Below are 24,209 nucleotides of genomic sequence, written 5' to 3' on the forward strand. Positions count from 1 at the left end.
CCCAATGACCACACGTGCCGGATTCATCGCCCTCATCGGCGAGCCCAACGCGGGCAAGTCGACGCTCACCAACCGCATGGTGGGCGCCAAGGTGTCGATCGTCACCCACAAGGTGCAGACCACCCGCACCCGCATCCGCGGCGTGGCCATGGAGGGCGAGAGCCAGCTGGTCTTCGTCGACACGCCCGGTCTGTTCCAGCCGCGCCGCCGGCTCGACCGCGCCATGGTCGCGGCGGCCTGGGGCGGGGCCTCGGATGCCGACATCATCGTGCTGCTGATCGAGGCGCACCGCGGCATGACCGATGGCGTGAAGCGCATCCTGGATGGGCTGCGGGACCTGCCGCGCGGCCGCAAGGTGGCGCTGGCGATCAACAAGATCGACCGGGTCAAGGCCGAGGACCTGCTGGCGCTGACCCAGAAGATGAACGAGGCCTACGCCTTCGCCGAAACCTTCATGATCTCGGCCGAGCGCGGCCATGGCGTCGACGCGCTGCGCAAGTGGCTGGCGGAACAGGTGCCCGAGAGCCCCTGGCTCTACCCCGAGGACCAGATCGCCGACCTGCCGATGCGCATGATCGCCGCCGAGATGACCCGCGAGAAGCTGACGCTTCGCCTGCACCAGGAACTGCCCTACCAGCTGACGGTCGAAACCGAGCAGTGGGAAGAGCGCGAGGACGGCTCGGCCCGCATCGACCAGATCATCTACGTCACCCGGGACGGCCACAAGGGCATCGTGCTCGGCAAGAAGGGCGAGACGATCAAGTCAGTCAGCCAGGCCTCGCGCGCCGAGCTCGAGGAATTCCTCGGCCGCAAGGTGCACCTCTTCCTGCAGGTGAAGGTCCGCGAGAACTGGCTGGAAGAGGCCGAGCGCTATTCCGAGATGGGCCTCGAGTTCAAGGACGGCAATGCCTGAGCCTCGGCTCGCCACCCACGTCTGGGTCGGCGCCTACCTGCGGCGGCTCTCGCTCCTGGACATCCCCGCCTATGTGACCGCCCATGGCGACGACACCGCCGGGGCGGTGATCGTCAAGCTCGCGACGCTCGACGGCAAGGCCGTGGCCTTCAGCCGCGAATGGGATTTGATGACCGGCGCCCGCCGGTGGGCCACGCTCGCCGAGGGGCCGGAACACGAGGTTGACGCGCGCGTCTCGAAGCAACGCGACTTCGACCCCGATCTCTGGGTCATTGAGCTTGAGGACCGTCAGGGGCGCCATCTGCTGGACGAGATGGACGGCTGAGCAGCCGTCCCAGCATCACCACCCCCAGACCGCCGAGCCAAAAGCTCACGCCCAGCGCCACGCACCAAAGGCCGACGCCGGACCAGCCGATCTCATGCGGGTCGATGAAGAAATACGGGTGACTCCCGTCGAGCTCGCCACGGATCAGCGCGTAGCTGACATAGATCAGCGGCCAGAGCAGCCACCAGAGCGCGTGCCGCGGCATCAGCCCGTCCTTCGGCGCCAGCGCCAGCCACCAGAGCCCGACGGCGATCGGCACGAAGGTGTGCACCGCCATGTCCGACCACCAGCGGATCCCGTCCAGCGGCCGCGCCAGCAGACCGTGGTAGACGATGGCGACGATGAGGATCCACAGAGCGACCGCGGCCAACCACCACGGCGGGCTCCGGTGCCCCGCCGCGATGCCGGCGAAGGTCACCGCGACCATCAGGTTGGTCAGGATGGTGAAGTAGCGCCCCAGCCGCCAGAGCTCTTGCCAGACCTCGTGATCCGGCCTGCGCACGAGCCCCACGTAGACCTGCAACCACAGTGCCCCCAAGGCGAGCAGGGCAATCAGCAGGGCGGTGAAGCGGTGAGTCTGGGTCATGGCATCTCCCGGGCCGACCATCCTACTTCAGGACGACGTTTATTGCGAGGCCAAGCAATGGGCGGCTCACACGGCGGTGTCCGCGTGCGAGCAGGCCGCCCCCCACCACCGGTCCATGCAATCGGCAGGCGGCCATGGAAGGCTCTGTGCCAACGCCCCCGCCCGCGCCCCTTGCCCCCACCCTCGCAAACTCCGAAAGTGCGCGCATGGAATGGCGCGACACCGGCATCCTTCTGACCTCGCGCAGGCACGGCGAAAGCTCGGCTATCCTCGAGGTCTTCACCCCCGGGCACGGGCGGCACATGGGCGTGCTGCGCGGCGGTGCCTCGCGCCGTGTCGCCCCCTTGCTGCAGCCAGGCGCGCAGCTCGACCTGACCTGGAAGGCGCGGCTCGAAGACCACATGGGCAGCTTCACCGCCGAGCCGCAGCGCTCGCGGGCCGCCAATGCGCTGGCGGACCGGCTGTCGCTGGCGGGGCTCAACGCGGTCTGTGCCCTGCTCGCCTTCTCGCTGCCCGAGCGCGAGGCGCACCCCAGGCTCTACGCCCGCACCGAGGCGCTGCTCGACCTGCTGCCCGAGCGTGAGCTCTGGCCCCTCGCCTATCTCCGCTGGGAAATGGCGCTGCTCGACGAGATGGGCTTCGGGCTCGATCTCTCGGCCTGCGCGGTGCGCGGCACCAACGAGGAGCTTTGTTTCGTCTCGCCGCGCACCGGCCGTGCCGTCTCGCGCCAAGCCGCAGGGGAATGGGCCGACCGGCTGCTGCCCCTGCCCGACATTCTGAAGGGCGAAGGCCCCGGCGGCGATGGCGAGATCCTCGAGGCGCTGCGCACGACGGGACACTTTCTCGAGCGCCACATGGCGCCCGCGCTGCGCGACAGGCCCCTGCCGCAGGCCCGCGCCGCCTATGTCGAGAGATTTCGTCGCAGCACCGTGTGAGCTCTCCCGCGTGAGGCGTCTTTCCCCTCCTGAAAAAGCGCGCTACGTAAGTCGCATGCGCTGGAACCTGCCAAATATCCTCACCGCCCTCCGCCTGATCGCCGCACCCGGCGTGGCGGTGATGTTCCTGTACTTCTCGCGGCCGCTCGCCGACTGGTTCGCGCTGCTGCTCTTCGTCGGGGCCGCCGTCACCGACTGGTTCGACGGCTACCTTGCCCGCCTCTGGGGACAGGAAAGCAAGATCGGCGCCATGCTCGATCCCATCGCAGACAAGGCGATGGTGGTGATCGCGCTGATGGTGATCGTCGGCTATTCGTCGATGTCACCCTGGCTGGTGCTGCCCGCCACGATGATTCTCTTCCGCGAGGTGTTCGTCTCGGGGCTGCGCGAGTATCTCGGCGACACCGCGGGCACGCTCAAGGTGACCAAGCTGGCGAAGTGGAAAACCACCTTCCAGATGATCGCCATCGCCACGCTCTTTTCACAGGGCGTCTTCGAGCATTACCTTGCTCTCAGCGTCGAGGCGCTGGACCGGCAGACCGTGGCCCAGGCGCTCGACAGCGGCGGCGCCGATCCGCACGGGCTGCGCTGGCAAGAGACCGGGATGATCTGGACCGGGCACCTTGGCCTGACGCTGCTGTGGATCGCCGCCGCGCTGACACTGATCACCGGCTGGGACTACTTCGTGAAGGCCCTGCCGTTCCTGAAGGACGAGAAGTGATGGATCTGCTCTATTTCGCCTGGGTGCGCGAGCGCATCGGCCTGCCGAAGGAGCGCTACGAGACCGAAGCCGCCACGGTCAACGATCTTATTGAGGAGTTGCGTGGCCGCGAGGAGCGCTATGCCATGGCCTTCTCCGATCTTTCGGCCCTGCGCGTGGCCTTGGACCAGGAACTCTCCGAGTTCGACGCACCGCTTGCCGGCGTGCGCGAAGTCGCCTTTTTCCCGCCGATGACCGGGGGCTGAGACCATGTCGATCCGGGTGGTCGTGCAGGAAGAACCCTTCGACTTCGGTGCCGAGGCCGACACCTTCGCCGCGGGCCGCACCGACATGGGCGCCGTGGTGACCTTTACCGGCGTGGTGCGCGACGTCTCGGGCACGCTTGAGACGATGGAAATCGAGCACTACCCCGGCATGACCCAGATGGCGCTCGAGGCGATCGCCGCCGAGGCCGAGGCACGCTGGGATCTCGGCGAGGTTCTGGTGATCCACCGCTACGGCCGCATGGGTCCGGGCGAGCGCATCATGATGGTCGCCACAGCCTCAAAGCATCGCGGCCATGCCTTCGAGGCCGCCGAGTACCTGATGGACTACCTCAAGTCCCGAGCGCCCTTCTGGAAGAAGGAAAGCGGCAGCGGCGGCACCTCCTGGGTGGCCGCCAAGGACGAGGACGAGGACGCGCTGTCGCGCTGGTGAGCGCCTCTTGCTATGCACCACTGTCCTCTTGTCGCGCTTGAGCCACGGCACGCGTGGTCATATGATATGACCAATTCCCGCCTGTCAGGACCCATTCATGCCCTTCCGCCCCGTGCAGTCCGAGAAACTATCCAGCGCCGTGGTGCGGCAGATCGAAGAGCTGATCCTGCGCGGCATCCTGCGACCGGGCGAGCGCCTTCCTGCCGAGCGCGAGCTGTCGGAACGGCTGGGCGTGTCGCGCCCAAGCCTGCGCGAGGCGGTGGCAGACCTGCAGGACCGCGGCCTCTTGGAGACCCGGGCCGGGGCCGGTATCTTCGTCACCGAGGTACTCGGATCGGCATTTTCCGACGCATTGATCCAGCTCTTTTCCAAACATGACGAAGCTGTGTTTGACTACCTCAGCTTCCGCCGGGACATGGAGGGTCTGGCGGCGGAGCGCGCGGCGCTGCAGGGGACGCCCTCGGATCTGAAGGTCATCGAGGCGCTCTTCGCAAAGATGGAAGCGGCGCATATGAAGCGCAACCCGGCCGAGGAAGCGCGGCTCGACGCCGACTTCCACCTCGCGATCATCGAGGCCAGCCACAACGTCATCATGCTGCACATGATGCGCTCGATGTATCAGCTGCTGCGCGAGGGAGTCTTCTACAACCGCTCGATCATGTTCAAGCAGCGCACCACCCGCGAGGCCCTGCTCGAGCAACACCGCGCCATCAACGCCGCGCTCCAGGCGCGCGACCCGGCGGGCGCAAAGGCGGCGGTGCAGGCGCACCTCGGCTACGTCGAGGCGGCGCTGATCGCCGACCGCAAGGCCGAGCGCGACGAGGACGTGGCCCGGCAGCGCTTCGACCGGGTGACCGGGCGGGGCTGAGGCACGCAAGGTGGCGCTGCCCCTCTTGGCCTGCGGCCAATTCACCCCCCAGCGTATTTTGACAGAGAAGAAGGCCCGGGGACGGAGACCGCTCAACTGATCGGGGTCGGAGCGCCGGTGGCCATGTTGGTGCCGATGTAGGGCTTGTGGCTGCCCTTCCACGCGCCGAAGCCGCCCTCCATATGCGCGACTCGCGCGAGACCGGCAGCGATGGCAGCGCGGGCGACCCGCTCGGAACGCGCGCCCGAACCGCAGTGGAAGACGATCCGCTTCTCGCCCTGCCCCGGCAGCTTCTCGGGCTTGAAGAAGGCCATGGGCATCAGCAGCGCGCCCTCGATGTGCTCGAACATGTATTCCTGCGGCGTGCGCACGTCGATCAGCACGATCTCGTTGCGATCAAAGGCCTCGGCGACCTCGTCGACGGACCACGTCTCCAGCAGGGCGGCGCCCACTTCCTCGGTCTTCATCGTTCGGCTCCTTTCATATATCGAAATTGCGATCTTTTATCACATGTGGGCTCGCCCGCCGCCTTGGCAAGAGCGGCGCGGCACTGCGCCGCCGGGAATGTGAATAGCCGCCCGATTTCCGGCGGCATGCCACACGCGGATCGGCTAGAGTCGGACCATGCTGTTTGCCCTTCCTGACCCCGACAAGCTCTACCGGGCGCTGCTCGACCGCGACCCGTCCTACGATGGCCGGGCCTTTGTCTGCGTCGCCTCGACCGGCATCTTCTGCCGGCTGACCTGCCCGGCGCGCAAACCGCTGCGCGCGAACTGCACCTTCCACGAGACCGTGGGGGAGTGCATCGCCGCCGGTTTCCGCCCGTGCAAGCGTTGCCATCCGCTGAACCCCATGGCCCAGAGCGACCCGGTGATCGCGCGGTTGCTGGACGCGCTGGAGGCGCGCCCCGCCTTCCGCTGGTCCGAGCCGGATCTCGTCGCGATGGGACTCGATCCCTCGACCGTGCGGCGCGCTTTCAAGCGGCAGTTCGGCATGACTTTCCTCGAAATGGCCCGGCAGCGGCGGCTGCGCGAGGGATTCACCGCGCTGGCCTCGGGCGCGCCGGTGATCGAGGCGCAGCTCGATGCGGGCTTCGAGAGCGCCTCAGCCTTCCGCGCGGGATTTGCCCGGGCGCTCGGCGTGGCGCCGGGGGCCTTGAAAGCCGATGCACTCCTGCGGGCGGACTGGATCGCCACGCCGCTCGGCGACATGGTCTCGGTCTGCTCGAAGAGCCACCTGCACCTGCTGGAGTTCATGGACCGCAAGGCGCTGCCACGCGAGCTCGAAAAGCTGCGCAAGGGCGCGGGCGGCGAGATCGGGGTCGGAAGGTTCGCGCCGTCCGATCAGATCCGCGCGGAGCTGGCGCGCTTCTTTGCCGGGGAGAGCGCGCAGTTCGACACGCCGCTGGCGCTGCATGGCTCGGAGTTCACCACCGCGGTCTGGCGCGCCCTGCGCGAGATCCCGGCGGGCGAGACGCGCAGCTACGGCGCTCTGGCGCAGGCGCTGGGGCGGCCCTCTGCGGTGCGGGCGGTGGCGCAGGCCAATGGTGCCAACCAGATCGCGCTGGTAATCCCCTGCCACCGGGTGATCGGTGCGGACGGGTCGCTCACCGGCTACGGCGGCGGGCTCTGGCGCAAGCAGCGGCTCTTGGAAATCGAGCGGGGCCATCTCGGGGGCTGAAGGCTTGCGCGCTGGCGCGGCGCGGCTTACCCCTCTGGCATGCGCATTCTCGAGAATATCATCAGCGACCGCGGCTCGAAATACGCGGTCTCGGGCGGACCTTGCACTTCGGAGCAAGAGGCCAAGGCCTTTCTCAAGGAGCTCAAGCGCAACAAAAGATTCGCCAAGGCAACGCACAACACCTGGGGCCTTCTGACCGACGAGGCGCCGATCAAGAACGACGATGGCGAGAGCGGCGCGGGAATGGTGATCCTGCGGATGCTGGAGCGCGAGGAGGTGCGCAACCACATCATCGTGGTGACCCGCTGGTACGGCGGCAAGCACCTTGGCGGCGACCGCTTCCGCCACGTTCAGGACGCCGTACGCACCTATCTCAAGAGCATGGAATGACAGCTCTGGATCAGCTGTTCGAGCGGCTGGCCCGCTCCAAGTTTCGCAGCCGATTCCGGCTTGGACCGAAGGAACGGGACTATGCCAACGCCAAGGGCCGCGCGGTGATCCTGTCGCATGCGCGGGATTTCATCTCCGAGCGGCTCGCCCCGGCAGAGCCGAGAAACGACGGCAAGCAGACACCCATGCGGGGCCACCCGGTTTTCGTCGCGCAGCACGCCACGGCGACCTGCTGCCGGGGCTGCCTTGCGAAGTGGCACGGGCTGGCGGCGGGGCGCGCTCTGAGCGACGACGAGCAAGCGCAAGTGGTAGCGGTCATCCTCACCTGGATCGACCGGCAGATGGGATATCGGGCATGAGCAAGGGCACACCGGCCACGCAGGCGCTGACGCGCGCCAAGGTGAGGTTCGAGCTGCTGGAGTATGACTACGTCTCCGGGCAGGCGCAGATCGGGCTGCATGCGGCCGAGCAGATCGGCTGGCCGCCGGAACAGGTGCTGAAGACGCTGATGGTCGAGGTCGATGGCAAGCCCTGCTGCGCCGCCATCCCCTCGGGCGCCACGCTGTCGATGAAGCGCGTCGCCAGCGCCTTCGGCGGCAAGTCGGCGCAGATGATGGACCCGGCCAAGGCCGAGCGGCTCACAGGCATGCACACCGGGGGAATCAGCCCCTTCGGTCAGAAGAAGCGCGTGCCCACGGTCTTCGAGGCGGCGGCGATGGCGGCCGAGCAAGTCGTGCTCAACGGCGGCAGGCGCGGATTGATGGTGGTGGTCACCCCACGGGACGCGCTAGAGGTTTCCGGCGGCAGGGCGGCCCCGCTGGCTGCGGACTGACCGCGCTGCGCTGCTTGGCGCTATCCGTTCCAGAATCGCGAAATCCCTGCTAGGTATGGTGGCATGAACACCCACAGCCCCAATATGCGTCCCGTCATCCGGCAGCTCGACGAGGCGGCCATCAACCGCATCGCCGCCGGCGAGGTGGTCGAGCGCCCGGCCTCGGCGGTCAAGGAACTGGTGGAAAACGCCATCGACGCCGGGGCGACTCGCGTCACGGTGGAAATCGCCGACGGCGGCAAGACGCTGATCCGGGTGAGCGACGACGGCTGCGGCATGGGGCCGGACGAGCTGCCGCTGGCGCTGTCGCGCCATGCCACTTCGAAGATCGACGGCTCGGATCTTCTGAACATCCACAGCTTCGGCTTCCGCGGCGAGGCGCTGCCCTCGCTGGGCGCCGTCGGGCGACTGAGCATCCAGAGCCGCGTCGCCGGGCAGGACGGAGCAGAGATCGCAGTCTCGGGCGGGCAGATGGGCGCGGTGAAGCCGGCAGCGCTGAACCCCGGCACCGTGGTCGCCCTGCGCGATCTCTTCTTCGCCACCCCGGCGCGGCTAAAGTTCCTGCGCACCGACCGCGCCGAGATGATGTCGATCTCGGACGTGATGAAGCGGCTCGCCATGGCCGAGCCTTCGGTGGGCTTCACCCTGCGCGACGTCTCGCAGGGCAAGGACCGGGTGAGCTTCCGCGCCGACGCCGTCTCGGGCGATCTCTTTGACGCGCTCCGGGGCCGGCTGGCGCAGGTGCTGGGCGCCGAGTTCACCGACAATGCGCTGGCCATCGACGCCGAGCGTGACGGCTTCCGCCTGACCGGCTACGCGGCTCTGCCGACCTATTCGCGCGGCTCTTCGGTGGCACAGCATCTCTTCGTCAATGGCCGCCCGGTGCAGGACAAGCTGCTCTTCGGCGCGCTGCGCGGGGCCTATGCCGATTACCTCAGCCGCGACCGGCATCCGGCGGTGGCACTGTTTGTCGACTGCGACCCGCATCTCGTCGACGTGAACGTGCACCCGGCCAAATCCGAGGTGCGGTTCCGCGAGCCGGGCATCGTGCGCGGGCTGATCGTCTCAGCCTTGCGCCACGCGCTTGCCGACGCTGGGCACCGCGCCTCGAGCACCGTGGCCGCCGACACGCTGGCGGCCCTGCGCCCCGAGTTTCCGCGGCAGCTCGACACCGGGCAAGTCCCGCTGCACCAGCAACCCTCGCGCGACAGCACCTTCGGCGCCTACGGCGGCGGCGCGCCGCTCGGCGCGGCCCCGGCGGCAGCGCCCCACGCCCGCGTCTACCAGATGGACCGCCCCTCGGCGGGCGCGCGCAGCGCCGCCTATGCCGCGCAGGCGCCCGACCCCAATTTTGTCCCGGCGCCGCCGCGCGTCCCTCCGGCGCAGACGCAGGGCTTCGCCGAGATGCAGGGCAGCTGGTCGGGCCGGGTGGTCGAGGACGCTCCGGTCGAACCGGAGGCCGCACAGCTGCCGCTTGGCGCGGCGCGGGGCCAGGTGCACGAAAACTACATCATCGCGCAGACCGAGACCGGCATCGTGATCGTCGACCAGCACGCGGCGCACGAGCGGCTGGTCTATGAAAAGCTGAAACGCCAGATGGCCGAGCGCGGAGTCGCGGCGCAGGCGCTTCTGATCCCCGAGATCGTCGAGTTGTCGCAGGACGACCTGTCGCGAATCCTCGACATCTCCGACGACCTTGGCCGTATGGGCCTGTCGGTCGAGCCCTTCGGCGGCTCGGCGCTGGCGGTGCGCGAGACCCCGGCAATCCTCGGCGAGGTCAACGCCGAGGCGCTGATCAAGGACATCCTCGACGAGCTCTCGGACTACGGCAGCTCGCAGCTTGTGCAGGAGAAGCTCGAAGCGATCCTGAGCCGCGTCGCCTGCCACGGCTCGATCCGCTCGGGTCGCCGGATGCGCGCCGAGGAAATGAACGCGCTCCTGCGCGAGATGGAGGCGACGCCCCACTCCGGCCAGTGCAACCATGGCCGCCCCACCTACGTGGAGCTGAAGCTTTCGGATATCGAGAGGCTCTTCGGCCGCACATGATCGAGATCGCCGGGCAGACCATCGGCTTCGACGACCCGCGCCTCTGGGCCGCCGCGGGTGCAGCCGTGCTCGCGCTTCTGATGATCCTCGCGATCCGCGCCTCGAACCGCGCCGCAAGGCTCGGCTACCCGCTCAGCCAGCTCTCGCAGCGGGTGCAGGCGCTCTCCGAGGGGCAGGAACGGCTCGCCGGCGGGCTGCACCACGTCTCCGAGGCCCAGGTGAAAAGCCAGAATGCCATGCTGCAGCTAATGGAAAAGCGGTTGGCGCAGGTGCAGCAGAACATGTCCGAGAACCTGCACGGCACCGCGCGCCGCACCGCCCATTCGCTGGGCCAGTTGCAGGAGCGTCTGAAGACCATCGACGAAGCGCAGGAGAACATCACGAGGCTCTCGGGCGACGTGCTGTCGCTGCAGGACATCCTGTCGAACAAGCAGACCCGCGGCGCCTTTGGGGAAATCCAGCTCAACGACATCGTCTCGAAAGCGCTTCCGCCCGACAGCTATAAGATGCAGGCGACGCTTTCGAACGGGCGCCGCGCCGATTGCCTGATCAAGCTGCCCGAGCCTCCGGGCCATATCGTCATCGACGCCAAGTTCCCGCTTGAGGCCTACGAGATGTTGCGCCGCGCCGAGACGCCCGAGGGCAAGCAGCGCGCCTCCCAGGCCTTCCGCATCTCGGTGCGCAAGCACCTTCGCGACATTTCGGACCGCTACATCCTCGACGGCGAGACCGCCGACAGCGCGCTCATGTTCCTGCCCTCCGAAGCGGTCTACGCCGAGTTGCACGCCAGCTTTCCCGAGGTGGTGCGCGAGGGCTTTTCGCTGCGGGTCTGGATTGTCTCGCCGACCACCTGCATGGCGACGCTGAACACCCTGCGCGCGGTGCTCAAGGATGCCCGCATGCGCGAACAGGCCGGGGCGATTCGCCGCGAACTTGGCCTGCTGCACCAGGACATCGAGCGCCTTGAAGGCCGGGTCGAGAACCTTGACCGTCATTTCGGCATGGCCGCTCGGGACCTTTCGGAAATCCGCATCAGCGCCGAGAAAGCGGGCCGACGTGCTCAAAAACTCGACAATTTTGATTTTGAAGATCTGGCGCCCGAGGGGCGTATCGTGCCATTGCCACGGCAGACCTGACTTTTCGACCGACTCGCCAAGGAAAATCGGATGCTTGCCCGCCTGACCGGCCTCGCGCTTGCGGCCCTTCTTGCAGTTCCCGGCCATGCCGCGGGCGACAAGACCGGTGTCGGGGTCAGCAGCATGATCCGCCCAGAGGCGAACTTTGGCCGCGGCGTGTCGATGACCATCTGGTATCCCGCGCAGACCGGCGGCGGCGCCTCGGAACTGGTCGGCCGCAACGCCGTCTTCGAAGGCACCCCCGCGCAGCGCGAGGCCTCGCCGCTTCCTGGAAAGCTGCCTCTGGTTCTTCTCTCGCACGGCGGGCGGCGCTCGTCCGAGCAGAGCGGCGCCTGGCTGGCCGCGCGGCTGGCCGAGGGTGGCTATATTGTCGCCGAGGTGAGCGGCCAGCGCCCGCGCGATCCGGCCACCGCGCTCGGCGAGATCTGGCGCCGCCCGGCGGAGCTGGGGCAGGCGCTCGACCTGCTGCTCAACGATCCCGACTGGCAGATGCGCATCGACGAGACCCGTGTGGCGGTCGCCGGCGTGGCGCTCGGCGGCACCGCGGCGATGATGCTGGCCGGCGGCATGATCGATGAGGGCGCCTATGCGCGCAATTGCTGGACGGCGCATCCCTCGACGGACTGCGAGTGGTTTGCCTCCGGCGGCATCGATCCCGCGAGTGTCGACCCGCAGGCCCTGACCCTGTCCCGACAGGATCCACGGGTGCGCGCGGTCCTGGCCATCGCGCCCGAGTATCTTGCCGAGTTTCGCGCCGCCAGCCTGGCCGAGCGCGGCGCCCAGATGACGATCTTCGGCCTCGACCAACCCGCCCCGGGCGAGGCACGTCTCGCCGCCCAGGCCGGCATCGAGGTGCTGCCGCTGGAGGGCGCCGATCTTTACGATCTCTTCGCCCTCTGCACCCCCGGCGGTGCCAAGCTGCTGGAAGAGGAAGGCGGCGATCCGGCGCTCTGCGGCAGCACCGCCGAGGAACGCAGCGCCGTGCACGAACAGCTCGCCGAGAGCGCGCTCGACGTGCTTGGCCGCGCGCTGCTGCTTCCCTACTGACCTTCCGTTCCCGTCCACGCGCTTCTTGTCGCAGATCAAGGTCGGGGTGTACGCTTCTCGCCATGGTGTGTGGGACGAAAGGAGACACGCCATGGAAGAAATCAGCGTCCGCACGGTTGCCGCCGTGATCCTGATGGCCCGCGAGATTGATCGGGCCGAGGGCGAGTTGCGCGGCTTCATCGACCGCATGAGCGAAGAGGAACAGGCCGCGCTGGTCGCGGTGATGTGGATCGGCCGCGAGGCCTTCGACGCCGACGAATGGGGTGAGGCTTACCGCACCGCCCTCTCGGAAGCCTCCACCCCGACCGCCGACTACCTGATCGGCACGCCGCATCTGGCCGACAACCTCGAGGCCGGGCTGGAGGCGCTCGGCTATGATCCCGAGGACGAAGAGGACGAGCTGCTGAGCCGCGGCAGCTGAGCTCAGCGCAGCGCCCGGCCTTTGACGATCGCCGTATCGCCGAAGCGGGCGCGGATCGCATCCGTCGCCCGCTCCGCCGCCGCGCGCTTGCCGGCGTCCGGGTCCAGCAGATCGCCCCCACGGTCCGCCTGCTCGGAGCTCACAAGCTCGGATATCCCCGCCCCCAAAAGCCGCCATGGGCCCTGCCGCTCCAGCCCGTCGAGCATACCCCGGGCCACGCGGTAGATACGGTCCGCCATCTGCGTGGCATCGCCGAGTGACTGCCGCCGGGTGATCAGCTTGAAGTCCGACCGCTTGACCTTCAGCGTCACCACCCGCCCCGCCAGCGCCTTGGCCTTGGCCCTGTCCGCGACCTTCTCGCACATCCGCCACAGATGCCCGTCGAGCAGGTCGTGATCGCCGGTGTCCTCGTTGAAGGTGGTCTCGTTCGAAATCGACTTGATCGGCGCGTTGCGCATCACCCTCCGCGTGTCCTCACCCCGGGCGAGGTGGTAGAGCCGCTGCCCCATCGAGCCGAAGCGCGCGATCAGATCGCGCTGCTCCCAGCGCAGCAGGTCCTCGAAGATGCGGATTCCTGCGCGCTCCAGCGCCTCCTGCGAAGCCATGCCGACCCCCCAGATCATGCGTACCGACTTCGGGCGCAAAAACTCCGCCGTCTCCACCTTGCCGATCACCGAAAACCCGTGCGGCTTGTCGAGATCCGAGGCGATCTTGGCGAGGAACTTGTTGTGAGAAAGTCCGACAGATCCTGTCACGCCCAGCTCTTCGCGCATGCGCTTTACAAGCCGCGCCATCATTACCGCCGGCGGGTGACCATGCAGCCGAGCGGTGCCGGTGAGATCGAGAAAGGCCTCGTCCAGCGACAGCGGCTCGATGGAGGGGGTCAGCTCCTCCATCAGCGCGCGTATCTGCCGCGAGACCTCGACGTAAAGCTCCATCCGCGGCTTGATGACCACCGCGTCGGGGCAGAGCTTCAGCGCCTGGAACATCGGCATCGCTGAGCGCACGCCGCGAATGCGCGCGACATAACAGGCGGTCGAGACCACCCCGCGCTTGCCGCCTCCGACGATCACAGGCTTGTCGGCCAGTTCGGGATTTTCGCGTTTCTCCACCGTGGCGTAGAAGGCGTCGCAATCCATATGCGCGATCGAAAGGTCCCAAAGCTCGTCATGGCGCACGATCCGCGGGCGTCCGCAGTTCGGGCAGCGCGTTCCGTGTTCGAATTCGGCGAGGCAATCGCGGCAAAGCGCGGGCATGGGTGGCAATTCCGGCAACAGGTGTTACCTCGGCACTATAAGCCTTCCCCAGTAGCAGTGCCATTGCCCGGAGACATGATGGAATTCAGAGGCGCCAAGCTCATCCTCTTTCTCGGCAGCGATCTGCTGATCCTGCGGCGCGACCATACCGAAGGCATCCCTTGGCCCGGCTATCTCGACTTTCCCGGCGGCACACGCGAGCCCGGCGAGACCGGTCTCGAATGCGCTCTGCGTGAGACGGTCGAGGAGGTCGGGCTCGACCTTCCCCCCGGCGCGGTGAGCTGGGAGCAGCTGCACGACGGCCTGTGGTACTACGCGGCACATTTGCCCGCCGAACTCGCCCGCGACGTGGTTTGGGGCGGCGAGGGCGAAGGCTGGATGATGATGCCCCCCGAGGAGTTCATCTCCCGCGAGGATGCCATCCCGCATTTCCGCGCTGTACTGCGCCGCTACATGGAGAGCCACGCCGCCGAGTGACGGCATCAGCCCGCGCGCGGTGCCAAGATGTCAGGCTGCGCGGAACAGCGACAGCCAGCCCGGCCTCGCCCGCTGCAGCGCCACGTCGCGCGGGCGCCGCACCCTCTCCGACGGCAGGGGCGGCGTACGCGCCATCAGAGCGTCATTGCGATCGAGCAGCGCACGGGCGCGCGAGACGAGCACCTGCTCGGCAACGTCGGGCTGGGTGGTCACCGGTGCCTTGAAGCTGCTGGCCACACGGGTGCGCCCGGCGCTTGAATGAAAGGTCACAAGGGCTTCGAATTGTTCCTCGGCGGCGTTGTAGCGCATCTCGCCGATCTGTGTCTGCATCTCGGTCATGGCATGTCTCCTGTTGGGCAAGAAACGCAAACATCCGCCGCGCAGTTCCCCGCCCGGCCCGGCACGGTCCCGTGCAAACCCCGTGAGCGCTGTCTGCGCGTGCGCTTTCCAAGCCCCTTTCCCAGCGGCAGAGGCCGGGGCATAGTCGGCGCAAGGCGCTCTGTTCTGTGCGGAATTTTCGCGGGGACGAGGCGCAGCGGCGCCGGTCATGCGGCGGCCTAGCATGCAGGAAGGAAAAGGGGACGTGCAGTGAGCCTGGACGAGTTGTTGCTGGATCTCATAGGTGGAAATCTCGTGGTGTTATTGCTCGCGGGCTTCCTGGTTCTCTGCGTGCTGCTCGGCGTGCGCATCGTACCGCAATCCGAGAAACACGTGGTCGAGCGTTTCGGCCGACTGCGCGCGGTGCTCGGGCCGGGGATAAACTTCATCGTGCCCTTCCTCGACCGGGTGGCGCACAAGGTCTCGATCCTCGAGCGGCAACTGCCCAATGCCAGCCAGGATGCGATCACCGCCGATAACGTGCTGGTGCAGGTCGAGACCTCGGTCTTCTACCGCATCCTCGAGCCGGAGAAGACCGTCTACCGGATCCGCGACGTTGACGCCGCCATCGCCACCACTGTCGCCGGTATCGTCCGCGCCGAGATCGGCAAAATGGAGCTCGACGAAGTGCAGTCGAACCGAGCGGCGCTGATCTCCACCATCAAGGGCAATGTCGAGGACGCGGTAGACAACTGGGGGATCGAGGTGACGCGGGCCGAGATCCTCGACGTGAACCTCGACCAGCAGACCCGCGATGCCATGCTGCAGCAGCTCAACGCCGAGCGTGCCCGCCGCGCGCAGGTGACCGAGGCCGAGGGCCGCAAGCGCGCCGTCGAGCTGGCCGCCGACGCCGACCTCTACGCCACCGAGCAGGCGGCCAAAGCGCGCCGCGTCTCAGCCGAGGCCGAGGCCTATGCGACGCAGGTGGTGGCCGAGGCCATCGCCAAGAACGGGCTCGAGGCGGCGCAGTACCAGGTGGCCCTAAAGCAGGTCGAGGCATTGGTGGCGCTTGGTGCTGGGGACGGCAAACAGACCATCGTGCTGCCCGCAAATGCGCTCGACGCCTTCGCCGACGCCTTCACCCTGCTCACGGGACGCAAGCCATGATTCAGCTCTGGTGGGTCTGGATGGCGGCCGCCCTGGTCCTGCTGGTCCTCGAGGTGCTCAGCCCGGCCTATGTCTTTCTCGGCTTCGCCATCGGCGCGGGGGTGGTGGGTGTGCTGCTACTTTTCGGCCTTTCCACCGGCTGGCCAATGCTGCTCTTGATCTGCGCCGTGGTCGCCGCCCTCGCCTGGGCGCTGCTGCGGCGCGTCATGGGGGTGCGCAAGGGCCAGACCAAGGTCTGGACCCGCGACATCAACGAGGACTGAGGGGGGCCTCCCCCGCCCCTCACCCCCCACCTTGCTCAGAGCCGGAACAGCCCCAGCGCGTCCATCACCTCGCGCTTGGTCGCCTCGGTGACCTCGCGCGCGGCCTGTGTGCCCTCTGCAATGATCCGGTGCATCTGCGCAGGATCGGCGGCCGCCTCGGCCCGCCGCGCCCGAATCGGTGCCAGCAGCGCCTGCAGAAGGTCCTCGAGCCGCCGCTTCAGCACCGCATCGCCAAGCCCACCCCGGCGGTATTGGTCCTTCAGCGCCGCCACCTCGGCTTTCTCCGAGTCGAAGGCGTCGAGATACGTGAACACCACATTGCCCTCGACTTTGCCGGGGTCCTCCACCCGCAGGTGGCCCGGATCGGTGAACATGGCGCGCACCGCCCGGCTGATCTCGTCCTCCGAAGCGGACAGGGTGATCGCATTGCCGCCCGACTTGCTCATCTTGGCGCGCCCGTCGATACCCGGCAGGCGGCCTGCCTCGGGGATCAGCGCCTCTGCCTCCGGCACCACCTCACGCCCCGCCGCCGCGTTCACCCGGCGGGCGATCTCGTTGCATTGCTCGATCAGCGGCGCCTGGTCCTCGCCCACCGGCACCACGGTGGCCTTGAAGGCGGTGATGTCCGCGGCCTGCGCGGCGGGATAGCAGAGGAACCCGGCGGGAATGTCGCGGCCGAAGCCGCGGGCGCGGATCTCGTCCTTGATCGTCGGGTTGCGCTCGAGCCGGGCGACGGTGACGAAATTGAGGTAGAGCATCGACAGTTCGGCCAGCGCCGGCAGGTGCGACTGCAGGCAAATCGTTGTCTTGGCGGGGTCTATGCCGACGGCTAGATAATCGCAGGCGACTTCGAGCACGTTGCGCCGCACCTTGCCGATGTCATGGGCGTTGTCGGTCAACGCCTGCGTGTCGGCGAGCAACAGGAACTGTCGGTGCGTGTCCTGCAGCGCCAGCCGGTTCTTCAGCGAACCGGCGTAATGGCCGATGTGCAGCGGGCCGGTGGTGCGGTCGCCGGTGAGGATGACCGGCTTGGCCACAGCAGTCATGTCGGTCTCGGGGCGGGTCAGGGTGGTCTGGTCCATGGGGATCTCCTTGTCTGGACAGGAGGTCGCCGCATGGGGAAGTTGATGGGTATTTTCATCAAATAAGGCCGCCCGATGCGGCGGCCTCATTGGAAAACATGATACGTCGGGCCGCCTATGTCAGGCGGGCCACCAGAGAGTCGCAAGGGGCATCGGACGTATCATGTCGTCTGGTTAGCCCCCCGCGGGCCCCGGATCAAGCCCGGATCACCCCCTGTTCGGGCGCTGCGCCTGCGGCGAGGCCAGCTCTGCATTGATCGCCAGCGCCGCAGCGCGCGGCGAGGGCGCGCGCCAGACCGGCCGACCGACGACGATGTGATCGGCGCCCGCGGCAATGGCGCTGGCCGGAGTCGCGATCCGCTTCTGGTCGTCATCGGCGCTGCCCGCCGGGCGGACGCCGGGAGTGACGATGAGCTTTCCCTCGGCCTCGGGCAGCGCGCGGATACGGGCGGCCTCGTTGGGCGATGCGATGATGCCGTCGGCCCCGGCCTCGAAAGCACGGGCCGCGCGCTCCACCACCAGATCATCGATATCGCCGGGCAGGATCAGGCTGGCATCGAGATCGCCACGGTCGAGCGAGGTGAGGATGGTGACCGCAAGGATTTTCAGATCCTTGCCCGCGGCACCCTCCTTTGCGGCGCGCACCACATGCGGGTCGCCATGCACCGTGAGAAAGTCGAGATCGAACTGCGCGATGCCGCGCACCGCGTTCTCGACCGTCTGGCCGATGTCGAAGAACTTCATGTCGAGGAAGATGCGCTTGCCGTGCTCCTGCTTGAGCTCATTGGCCAGCGCCAGCCCGCCGCCCGTCAGCATGCCAAGACCGATCTTGTAGAAGGAGACGGCGTCACCGATCTCCTCGGCAATTCTCAGCCCCTCGAGGGCATTGGGCACGTCAAGGGCAACGATCAGGCGGTCGTCGGACACGGCTGCGGACATGGGGGCGTCTCCTTTTGCGGGATTTCGCCTCTCATGTCCGCGCCGGGCGCTCAGGTCAAGCCTAGGTGCAAAAGCGGTCGAGGGCTTTTGCGCCTTCGTTCGCAGGAAGGTGTCGCCCCCCGCGCGTCATCCGCCCCCGAGCAAGTCGCGGATGACCTGTTGGATGATGTTGTCGCGGCGCTGCCGCTCGGGCTGGCGTTGCGGCTGGGGCTGGGGCTGCGCCACCTGTCGCGGCGGCTCCGGCGCGATGGCGGGCAGTGGCTTGGCCTCGGTGCCCTCGGTGACGCGCAGCATGGTCTCGCGCCAGATTTCCGCCGGCAGACCGCCGCCGGTCACCCCGGTGAGCGGCGAGTTGTCGTCATTCCCCATCCAAACACCGACCACGTAATCGGCGGTGAAGCCGATGAACCAAGCGTCGCGCGCGTCATTCGAGGTGCCGGTCTTTCCCGCAACCTCGCGGTCAGGCAGTTTTGCCCGCCCGCCGGTGCCACCATTGACCACATCCTCCATCATCCAGATCAACTGGCCGGCCGCCTCGGGCTGGATCACCCGCTCGCGGATGCCGCCGCCGGTGCCCATGAGCACTTCGTCGTCGCCCTTCAGCCGTAGGTCGACCAGCCCGTAGGGGGTCACCGCCGAACCGCCGTTGAGGATGCCCGCATAGGCACCGGTCATCTCGAGCAGCGACGCCTCGGAGGTGCCAAGCGCCATGGCCGGCGAGCTGTTCACCTCGGATTTGATGCCGAAGCCCGTGGCCACCTTGGCAACGAGGTCGCGCCCGACGGATTCCGAGATCTTCACCGCCGGGATGTTCAGCGAATGCGCCAGGGCATCGGTCAGCGTGACCTTACCCTTGTAGTTCCTCGAGTAGTTCTGCGGGCACCATTGTCCCGATCCCGGCACGTTCATGCAGAAGGGCTCGTCCACAACGGTATCATAGGGCGAATGGCCCAGCTCGAGCGCCGTGGCGTAGATGAAAGGCTTGAACGCCGATCCGGTTTGGCGCTTGGCCTGTGTCGCCCGGTTGAACACCCCCGACACGCCGGTCTTGCGCCCGCCGACCATGGCGCGGACAGCACCATCCGCAGACATGACGACGATCGCCGCCTGCGCCTTCGAGCCTTCCTTGACCTTGTTGGCGTAGACCTCGTTCATCGCGTCCTCGGCCGCCTTCTGCAGCTTCGGATCAAGCGTGGTGCGGATCACCACGTCTTCCATCGTGTCGCGGGTGAAATATTCCGGCCCGGTCGACATCACCCAGTCGGCGAAATACCCGCCGGTCTTGCTTTGTGCCTCCTCCGAGAGGGTCGCGGGATGCGCCTGCGCCTGCTGCTCTTCGGCGGCGCTAAGGTAGCCCTGGTCGCGCATCAGCCGCAGCACCGTCGCGGCGCGGTTTTGCGAGCGCTCGAGATCGCTGGTCGGCGCCAGGGTCGAGGGCGCGGTCAACAGCCCGGCCAGCATCGCCGACTCCTGCGGGCTGAGCGTGGCCGAATGCTTGCCGAAATAGCGCTCTGCCGCGGCCTCTGCACCGTAGGCACCGCCGCCCATGTAGGCGCGGTTGAGGTAGATCGAGAGGATCTCGTCCTTGGTGTATTTCAGCTCCATCGCCATGGCGTAGAGCGCTTCCTTGCCCTTGCGCGCCAGCGAGGACTCGCGGCAGTCGGCCACGTAGTCGGCCTCGGACTTCCAGACCTTGGGGTCATACTCGACGCCAATGCAGAGCAGCTTGGCGGTCTGCTGGGTGATCGTCGAGCCGCCATGGCCCGAGAGCGGCCCCCGCCCCTCGGCAAGGTTGATACGGACGGCGCTGGCCACACCGCGCGGCGAGACGCCGAAATGGTGGTAGAAGCGCTTGTCCTCGGTGGCAATCACCGCGTTCTTGAGGTGCTTGGACACGCTGGTCGCGGTGACCGCACCGCCAAACTGGTCGCCACGCCAAGCAAAGATGGCGCCATTGCGGTCGATCAGCGTGACCGAACCGCGCGCGCGCCCGTCCAGCAGTTCGGTAACCGGTGGCAGCTTTGTATAGAAATAGCCCACCCCGAGGGCGAGAAGGAGCGCCACCACCGCGGTCACCCGCCACGTGATGCGCCAGACGATGCTCAGCATGAAAGACACGACGCCCAACACGAAGGCGACGAGAAAGTTCCGCTTCTTCGCCGGTCGGCGCGCAGGTTTGCGCGGCGCGGTGCGGCGGCGTCCCTGTGTGCTTCCATGTTTGCCGCCGTGACCGCTGCCATTTCCTGAGCCGCTTCCGCCTCCGGAGACGGGTTTCCCCTGTCCCTTGCTCGTCGGTTTTCGATTGCCCGTTGGGCCACCATTGGGATAGCGGCGATCGGCCACCAGACGGCCTTTGCCGCGCCCTGAATCACTCATTTTGCCCTGCCCGGCCTATCTGCGTTTTGGGGGAGGATAACGGCTTTGCGGCCTGATGTTGACCGAGAAACGGTCACATATTTGTCTTTTTGGATGGCCTAAATTTTAATCAATTAGCGTTTTTCTGCCTGATTTGTGACCTCCATAGGAGGGCATCCGGAGGGGCACAAGGGGCTTTCCCTTCCCATGTCGCGCGGGCAGCGGCTTTCTGCCCATGCACAAACGAGGAGATGCGGTGCGCAGCTGCGAGCCGCACGAACCGAAAGGGACCAAGGTGAAACTGATCATTGCAACGATCAAGCCGTTCAAGCTCGAGGAGGTGCGCGAGGCGCTCACCGCAATCGGCGTGCGCGGCATGATGGTCACGGAAATCAAGGGCTTCGGCTCGCAGTCCGGTCACACGGAAATCTATCGCGGCGCCGAATACGCGGTGAACTTCGTTCCGAAGATCAAACTCGAGATCGTGGTCGCCGGCTCCATGGCCGACCAAGTGGTCGAGACGATCACCAGCACCGCTCAGACCGGCAAGATCGGTGACGGCAAGATTTTCGTGCTCGACGTGCAGCAGGCCGTTCGCGTGCGGACGGGCGAGACCAACGCGGACGCGCTCTGAGAGCTGCGGAACGACAGATAGGGACAAGAAAGACATGAAACTTCTCAAGACGCTGGCTCCGGTCGCCGCGCTGATTGCGCTGCCGAGCCTCGGCCTCGCCCAGGACGAAGGTCCTGTGGCCGGGGTGAATGCCTCGACCGACTCGGTGTTCATCTTCAACTCGCTGCTGTTCCTCATCGGCGGTTTCCTGGTGTTCTGGATGGCTGCGGGCTTTGCGATGCTCGAGGCCGGCCTTGTGCGCTCCAAGAACGTCACCATGCAGCTGATGAAGAACGTCGCGCTCTTCTCCTTCGCCGCGATCTTCTACTACCTGATCGGCTACAACCTGATGTACCCGCTCGGAACCTGGTCGATTGACGGCGTTCTGTCGGGCGTCTGGGGCACCGCGGTTCTCGAAGCCGTGGGCGTGACCGCCGACGCCGCCGACGACTACGGCTACGCCTCGACCGGCTCTGACTTCTTCTTCCAGCTGATGTTCTGCGCCACCACCGCCTCCATCGTTTCGGGCACCCTGGCGGAGCGCATCAAGCTCTGGCCCTTCATGGTCTTCATCGTTGTGCTGACCGCGATCATCTACCCGCTCCAGGCGTCCTGGAAATGGGGCGGCGGCTTCCTCGACGCGGCAGGTTTCCTCGACTTCGCAGGCTCGACCGTCGTGCACTCCGTGGGTGGCTGGGCCGCTCTGGCTGGCGCGCTGCTGCTCGGGCCGCGGATCGGCAAGTACAAGGATGGCCGCGTGACGCCGTTCCCGGGCTCGAACCTGGCGCTCGCAACCCTCGGCACGTTCATCCTCTGGCTCGGCTGGTTCGGCTTCAACGGCGCATCGCAGCTTGCCATGGGCACTGTGGGTGACGTCGCCGACATCAGCCGCATCTTCGCAAACACCAATGCCGCAGCCGCAGGCGGTGCCGTGGCCGCGATGATCCTGACCCAGCTTCTCTACAAGAAGCCCGACCTCACCATGGTGCTGAACGGCGCGCTGGCTGGCCTCGTGTCGATCACCGCAGAGCCGCTGACCCCGACGCTTGGCGCAGCCACGATCATCGGCGCAATCGGCGGTATCCTCGTGGTCTTCGCGGTTCCGTTCCTCGACAAGATCAAGATCGACGACGTGGTCGGCGCCATCCCGGTGCACCTGATCTGTGGCATCTGGGGGACCATCGCGGTGGCCTTCACCAACCCCGATGCCTCCTTCGGCACCCAGATCTACGGCATCGTCGTGGTCGGCATCTTCACCTTCGTGGTGTCGCTGGTCCTGTGGTTCCTCCTCAAGATGATCTTCGGCATCCGCGTATCGGAAGAAGACGAGATCAACGGGCTCGACATGGCCGAACTGGGCATGGAGGCATACCCGGAGTTCTCCAAGGGCTGATTTCCTCCTTCCTATCAGCTTTTGACCAACTGGCCCGGGCGCTTGCGCCCGGGTTTTTTCGTGTCCCGGGGACTGGCGGCGCTGCCGTGGCGTTCCGCCAGCCAAGACCGTCGCACGGCCCGGCCCGGTTGGACGCGCGGCCACCCCTCGGGTATTTCCGCCTGGAAGAACCGAAAAGGCCGGGAGCATGCGCGCTCCCGGCCTTTCCTACGGCATCAAGTGTCCCGGGGCTCAGCCCGGAGGGCAAGGACGCAGCGCCCCCTCTTCCGTGCTCAGCGGGTGCCGGCCTTCATCAGGCCCTGCGCCTTGAGCTCGGCATGCGCCTCGTCCAGCGCCTTCCAGGCGCGCGAGATCATCACGTCGATCTCTTCCTTCGAGATCACCAGCGGCGGCGAGATGATCATCCGGTCGTAGACGTGGCGCATGATCAGGTTGTTGGCAAAGCAGCGCTCGCGGGTGATGTAGCCGGCGGTGCCCGCCTCGGCGGCGAAGGGCGCGCGCGCCGATTTGTCCGGGGTCAGCGCGATCGAGCCCATCATGCCGGCGATCTTCGCCTCGCCGACCAGCGGGTGGTCGGTGAGGCTCTCGAACTTCGCCTTGAGGTAGGGGCCGGTCTCCTCGCGCACCCGCTCGACGATCTTCTCTTCCTCGAGGATGCGCAGGTTCTCCAGCGCCACGGCGCAGGCCACCGGGTGGCCCGAGTAGGTATAGCCGTGGTTGAACTCGGTCTTGGCGATCACGCTCGCGACCTCGTCCGAGAGGATCGAACCGCCGATCGGCTGGTAGCCGGAGCTGAGGCCCTTGGCGATGGTCATGATGTCGGGCTCGATGCCCATGGTCTGCGAGCCGAACCAGTTGCCGGTGCGCCCAAAGCCGCAGATCACCTCGTCGGCGATCAGCAGGATGCCGTATTTCTTCACGATGCGGGTGATTTCCGGCCAGTAGGTCTCGGGCGGGATGATGACGCCGCCAGCGCCCTGGATGGGTTCCGCGATGAAGGCGCCGACGCGGTGCGGGCCGATCTCCTCGATCGCCGCTTCCAGCTGGCGGGCGCGCTCGAGGCCGAACTCCTCGGGAGACATGTCCCCGCCCTCGGCGTACCAATGTGGCTGGTCGATGTGATGGATGCCGGGAATGGGCAGGCCACCCTGCGCGTGCATGCCCTTCATCCCGCCGAGCGAGCCCGAGCCCACCGAGGAGCCGTGGTAGCCGTTCCAGCGGCTGATGATCACGTCGCGCTCGGGCTGGCCTTTCTCGGCCCAGTAGGTGCGCACGAGGCGGATATTGGTGTCATTCGCCTCGGAGCCCGACGATGCGTAGAACACCGTGTTCAGATCGCCCGGCGCCAGCTCGGCGATCTTGGCCGAGAGCTGGATCACCGGCACGTGGGTCGTCATGAAGAAGGTGTTATAATAGGGCAGCTCTTCCATCTGGCGGGCGGCGGCCTGCGCCAGTTCCGTGCGCCCGTAGCCGGCGTTCACGCACCACAGGCCGGCCATGCCGTCGAGGATGCGTTCGCCTTCGCTGTCGGTCAGCCAGCACCCCTCGGCGCGAGTGATGACCCGTGCGCCGCGGCGCGCGAGATCCGAGCCCGTGGTGAAGGGGTGCATGTGATGCGCCGCATCCAGAGCCTGCAGCTCGGAGGTCGGCGAGTTCACGGAGATGAGCGTCATGGCGGACACCTTTCGATTGTTCGGGTCGACTGTTCGGAAAGCTGCCGCCGATAATATGATCAAATTATTCCGCGTCA

28 protein-coding genes are annotated in these 24,209 nt (G+C 67.0%); 20 read left to right on the top strand and 8 right to left on the bottom strand.

All coding sequences use genetic code 11. The annotated features are described in order from the left end of the window. Nucleotides 1-4 precede the first annotated feature (4 nt). Together era and G0D83_RS27090 are read left to right on the top strand one after the other, a co-directional pair. Complete coding sequence (era, locus tag G0D83_RS27085) at nucleotides 5-913, top strand: GTPase Era (protein ID WP_164197627.1); 909 nt, start codon at nucleotides 5-7, stop codon at nucleotides 911-913. Further along, nucleotides 906-1,238: a DUF1491 family protein gene (locus tag G0D83_RS27090; protein ID WP_164197628.1), complete on the top strand. Its 333-nt coding sequence runs from the start codon at nucleotides 906-908 to the stop codon at nucleotides 1,236-1,238. Before era ends, G0D83_RS27090 begins: the two co-directional genes overlap by 8 nt. Here G0D83_RS27090 and G0D83_RS27095 read toward each other — a convergent pair. After that, complete coding sequence (locus G0D83_RS27095) at nucleotides 1,183-1,824, bottom strand: Pr6Pr family membrane protein (protein WP_235940311.1); 642 nt, start codon at nucleotides 1,822-1,824, stop codon at nucleotides 1,183-1,185. The two genes, G0D83_RS27090 and G0D83_RS27095, sit on opposite strands and share 56 nt — an antisense overlap. Nucleotides 1,825-2,030: 206 nt before the next feature. Between G0D83_RS27095 and recO the strand changes: the two genes are divergently transcribed. The 5 genes from recO (at nucleotide 2,031) to G0D83_RS27120 (ending at nucleotide 5,044) form a co-directional block, all read left to right on the top strand. Next, nucleotides 2,031-2,759 carry a DNA repair protein RecO gene (recO, locus tag G0D83_RS27100; RefSeq protein ID WP_164197630.1) on the top strand — a complete coding sequence of 243 codons (729 nt, stop codon included), beginning with the start codon at nucleotides 2,031-2,033 and terminating at the stop codon, nucleotides 2,757-2,759. Between the two features lie 55 nt (nucleotides 2,760-2,814). Further along, nucleotides 2,815-3,480, top strand: coding sequence for a CDP-diacylglycerol--glycerol-3-phosphate 3-phosphatidyltransferase (gene pgsA / locus G0D83_RS27105; RefSeq protein ID WP_164197631.1), 666 nt, complete (start codon nucleotides 2,815-2,817; stop codon nucleotides 3,478-3,480). Then, nucleotides 3,480-3,725 carry a molybdopterin converting factor subunit 1 gene (moaD, locus tag G0D83_RS27110; RefSeq protein WP_095884164.1) on the top strand — a complete coding sequence of 82 codons (246 nt, stop codon included), beginning with the start codon at nucleotides 3,480-3,482 and terminating at the stop codon, nucleotides 3,723-3,725. The genes pgsA and moaD overlap by 1 nt, the downstream gene beginning before the upstream one ends. A gap of 4 nt (nucleotides 3,726-3,729) precedes the next feature. Next, the gene (locus G0D83_RS27115; RefSeq protein ID WP_164197632.1) at nucleotides 3,730-4,176 is read left to right on the top strand and encodes a molybdenum cofactor biosynthesis protein MoaE; all 447 of its coding nucleotides are present in this window, start codon (nucleotides 3,730-3,732) and stop codon (nucleotides 4,174-4,176) included. 97 nt (nucleotides 4,177-4,273) lie between these two features. Then, complete coding sequence (locus G0D83_RS27120; protein WP_164197633.1) at nucleotides 4,274-5,044, top strand: FadR/GntR family transcriptional regulator; 771 nt, start codon at nucleotides 4,274-4,276, stop codon at nucleotides 5,042-5,044. Between the two features lie 92 nt (nucleotides 5,045-5,136). On the opposite strand, the gene G0D83_RS27125 is transcribed toward G0D83_RS27120, so the two are convergent. Then, a complete protein-coding gene (locus G0D83_RS27125; protein ID WP_164197634.1) occupies nucleotides 5,137-5,511 on the bottom strand; it encodes a rhodanese-like domain-containing protein in 375 nt (124 codons plus the stop codon). Nucleotides 5,512-5,668: 157 nt separating this feature from the next. On the opposite strand from G0D83_RS27125, the gene G0D83_RS27130 reads away from it, so the two are divergent. The 8 genes from G0D83_RS27130 to G0D83_RS27165 all read left to right on the top strand — a co-directional run bounded on the left by G0D83_RS27130 (nucleotide 5,669) and on the right by G0D83_RS27165 (nucleotide 12,596). Continuing rightward, nucleotides 5,669-6,724 (top strand): bifunctional transcriptional activator/DNA repair enzyme AdaA, encoded by a 1,056-nt coding sequence (locus G0D83_RS27130; RefSeq protein WP_164197635.1) that lies wholly within the window; start codon nucleotides 5,669-5,671, stop codon nucleotides 6,722-6,724. A gap of 39 nt (nucleotides 6,725-6,763) precedes the next feature. Further along, on the top strand, nucleotides 6,764-7,114 hold the full coding sequence (locus tag G0D83_RS27135; protein ID WP_164197636.1) for a YigZ family protein: 351 nt from the start codon (nucleotides 6,764-6,766) through the stop codon (nucleotides 7,112-7,114). Continuing rightward, nucleotides 7,111-7,473: a DUF4186 domain-containing protein gene (locus G0D83_RS27140; RefSeq protein WP_164197637.1), complete on the top strand. Its 363-nt coding sequence runs from the start codon at nucleotides 7,111-7,113 to the stop codon at nucleotides 7,471-7,473. Before G0D83_RS27135 ends, G0D83_RS27140 begins: the two co-directional genes overlap by 4 nt. Continuing rightward, a complete protein-coding gene (locus G0D83_RS27145; protein ID WP_164197638.1) occupies nucleotides 7,470-7,946 on the top strand; it encodes an aminoacyl-tRNA deacylase in 477 nt (158 codons plus the stop codon). Before G0D83_RS27140 ends, G0D83_RS27145 begins: the two co-directional genes overlap by 4 nt. Before the next feature lie 63 nt (nucleotides 7,947-8,009). After that, on the top strand, nucleotides 8,010-9,992 hold the full coding sequence (mutL, locus tag G0D83_RS27150) for a DNA mismatch repair endonuclease MutL (protein ID WP_164197639.1): 1,983 nt from the start codon (nucleotides 8,010-8,012) through the stop codon (nucleotides 9,990-9,992). Next, nucleotides 9,989-11,128, top strand: coding sequence for a DNA recombination protein RmuC (locus tag G0D83_RS27155; RefSeq protein ID WP_164197640.1), 1,140 nt, complete (start codon nucleotides 9,989-9,991; stop codon nucleotides 11,126-11,128). The genes mutL and G0D83_RS27155 overlap by 4 nt, the downstream gene beginning before the upstream one ends. A gap of 30 nt (nucleotides 11,129-11,158) precedes the next feature. After that, on the top strand, nucleotides 11,159-12,175 hold the full coding sequence (locus G0D83_RS27160) for a hypothetical protein (protein ID WP_164197641.1): 1,017 nt from the start codon (nucleotides 11,159-11,161) through the stop codon (nucleotides 12,173-12,175). Between the two features lie 91 nt (nucleotides 12,176-12,266). After that, on the top strand, nucleotides 12,267-12,596 hold the full coding sequence (locus tag G0D83_RS27165; protein ID WP_108964367.1) for a DUF3775 domain-containing protein: 330 nt from the start codon (nucleotides 12,267-12,269) through the stop codon (nucleotides 12,594-12,596). Nucleotides 12,597-12,598: 2 nt separating this feature from the next. Here the strand turns inward: G0D83_RS27165 and G0D83_RS27170 are convergent, their stop codons facing one another. Next, nucleotides 12,599-13,852, bottom strand: coding sequence for a DNA polymerase IV (locus G0D83_RS27170; RefSeq protein WP_164197642.1), 1,254 nt, complete (start codon nucleotides 13,850-13,852; stop codon nucleotides 12,599-12,601). A gap of 75 nt (nucleotides 13,853-13,927) precedes the next feature. Between G0D83_RS27170 and G0D83_RS27175 the strand changes: the two genes are divergently transcribed. Next, nucleotides 13,928-14,329 (top strand): NUDIX domain-containing protein, encoded by a 402-nt coding sequence (locus tag G0D83_RS27175; protein ID WP_235940312.1) that lies wholly within the window; start codon nucleotides 13,928-13,930, stop codon nucleotides 14,327-14,329. A 30-nt stretch (nucleotides 14,330-14,359) separates the two neighbouring features. Here the strand turns inward: G0D83_RS27175 and G0D83_RS27180 are convergent, their stop codons facing one another. Further along, the gene (locus G0D83_RS27180; RefSeq protein ID WP_164197643.1) at nucleotides 14,360-14,668 is read right to left on the bottom strand and encodes a hypothetical protein; all 309 of its coding nucleotides are present in this window, start codon (nucleotides 14,666-14,668) and stop codon (nucleotides 14,360-14,362) included. Between the two features lie 249 nt (nucleotides 14,669-14,917). On the opposite strand from G0D83_RS27180, the gene G0D83_RS27185 reads away from it, so the two are divergent. Further along, a complete protein-coding gene (locus tag G0D83_RS27185; protein ID WP_164197644.1) occupies nucleotides 14,918-15,814 on the top strand; it encodes an SPFH domain-containing protein in 897 nt (298 codons plus the stop codon). Then, nucleotides 15,811-16,077, top strand: coding sequence for a hypothetical protein (locus G0D83_RS27190; RefSeq protein ID WP_108964362.1), 267 nt, complete (start codon nucleotides 15,811-15,813; stop codon nucleotides 16,075-16,077). Before G0D83_RS27185 ends, G0D83_RS27190 begins: the two co-directional genes overlap by 4 nt. A gap of 35 nt (nucleotides 16,078-16,112) precedes the next feature. Here the strand turns inward: G0D83_RS27190 and trpS are convergent, their stop codons facing one another. The 3 genes from trpS to G0D83_RS27205 all read right to left on the bottom strand — a co-directional run bounded on the left by trpS (nucleotide 16,113) and on the right by G0D83_RS27205 (nucleotide 20,474). Beyond that, nucleotides 16,113-17,114 (bottom strand): tryptophan--tRNA ligase, encoded by a 1,002-nt coding sequence (trpS, locus tag G0D83_RS27195; protein WP_370457331.1) that lies wholly within the window; start codon nucleotides 17,112-17,114, stop codon nucleotides 16,113-16,115. A gap of 252 nt (nucleotides 17,115-17,366) precedes the next feature. After that, entirely contained in the window at nucleotides 17,367-18,098 is a 732-nt protein-coding gene (pyrF, locus tag G0D83_RS27200; RefSeq protein WP_108964361.1) for an orotidine-5'-phosphate decarboxylase, read from the bottom strand. Between the two features lie 126 nt (nucleotides 18,099-18,224). Then, nucleotides 18,225-20,474: a transglycosylase domain-containing protein gene (locus tag G0D83_RS27205; protein WP_164197645.1), complete on the bottom strand. Its 2,250-nt coding sequence runs from the start codon at nucleotides 20,472-20,474 to the stop codon at nucleotides 18,225-18,227. A gap of 274 nt (nucleotides 20,475-20,748) precedes the next feature. Here G0D83_RS27205 and G0D83_RS27210 point away from each other — a divergent pair, with 274 nt between their 5' ends. Then, nucleotides 20,749-21,087, top strand: coding sequence for a P-II family nitrogen regulator (locus G0D83_RS27210; RefSeq protein ID WP_066103691.1), 339 nt, complete (start codon nucleotides 20,749-20,751; stop codon nucleotides 21,085-21,087). Nucleotides 21,088-21,121: 34 nt separating this feature from the next. Continuing rightward, the gene (gene amt / locus G0D83_RS27215) at nucleotides 21,122-22,459 is read left to right on the top strand and encodes an ammonium transporter (RefSeq protein ID WP_164197646.1); all 1,338 of its coding nucleotides are present in this window, start codon (nucleotides 21,122-21,124) and stop codon (nucleotides 22,457-22,459) included. A gap of 272 nt (nucleotides 22,460-22,731) precedes the next feature. On the opposite strand, the gene G0D83_RS27220 is transcribed toward amt, so the two are convergent. Next, the gene (locus tag G0D83_RS27220) at nucleotides 22,732-24,132 is read right to left on the bottom strand and encodes an aspartate aminotransferase family protein (protein ID WP_164197647.1); all 1,401 of its coding nucleotides are present in this window, start codon (nucleotides 24,130-24,132) and stop codon (nucleotides 22,732-22,734) included. Nucleotides 24,133-24,209: the final 77 nt, after the last annotated feature.

The sequence above is a fragment of the Salipiger sp. PrR003 genome, from assembly GCF_010500785.1.
Classification (GTDB): Bacteria; Pseudomonadota; Alphaproteobacteria; order Rhodobacterales; family Rhodobacteraceae; genus Salipiger; species Salipiger pacificus_A.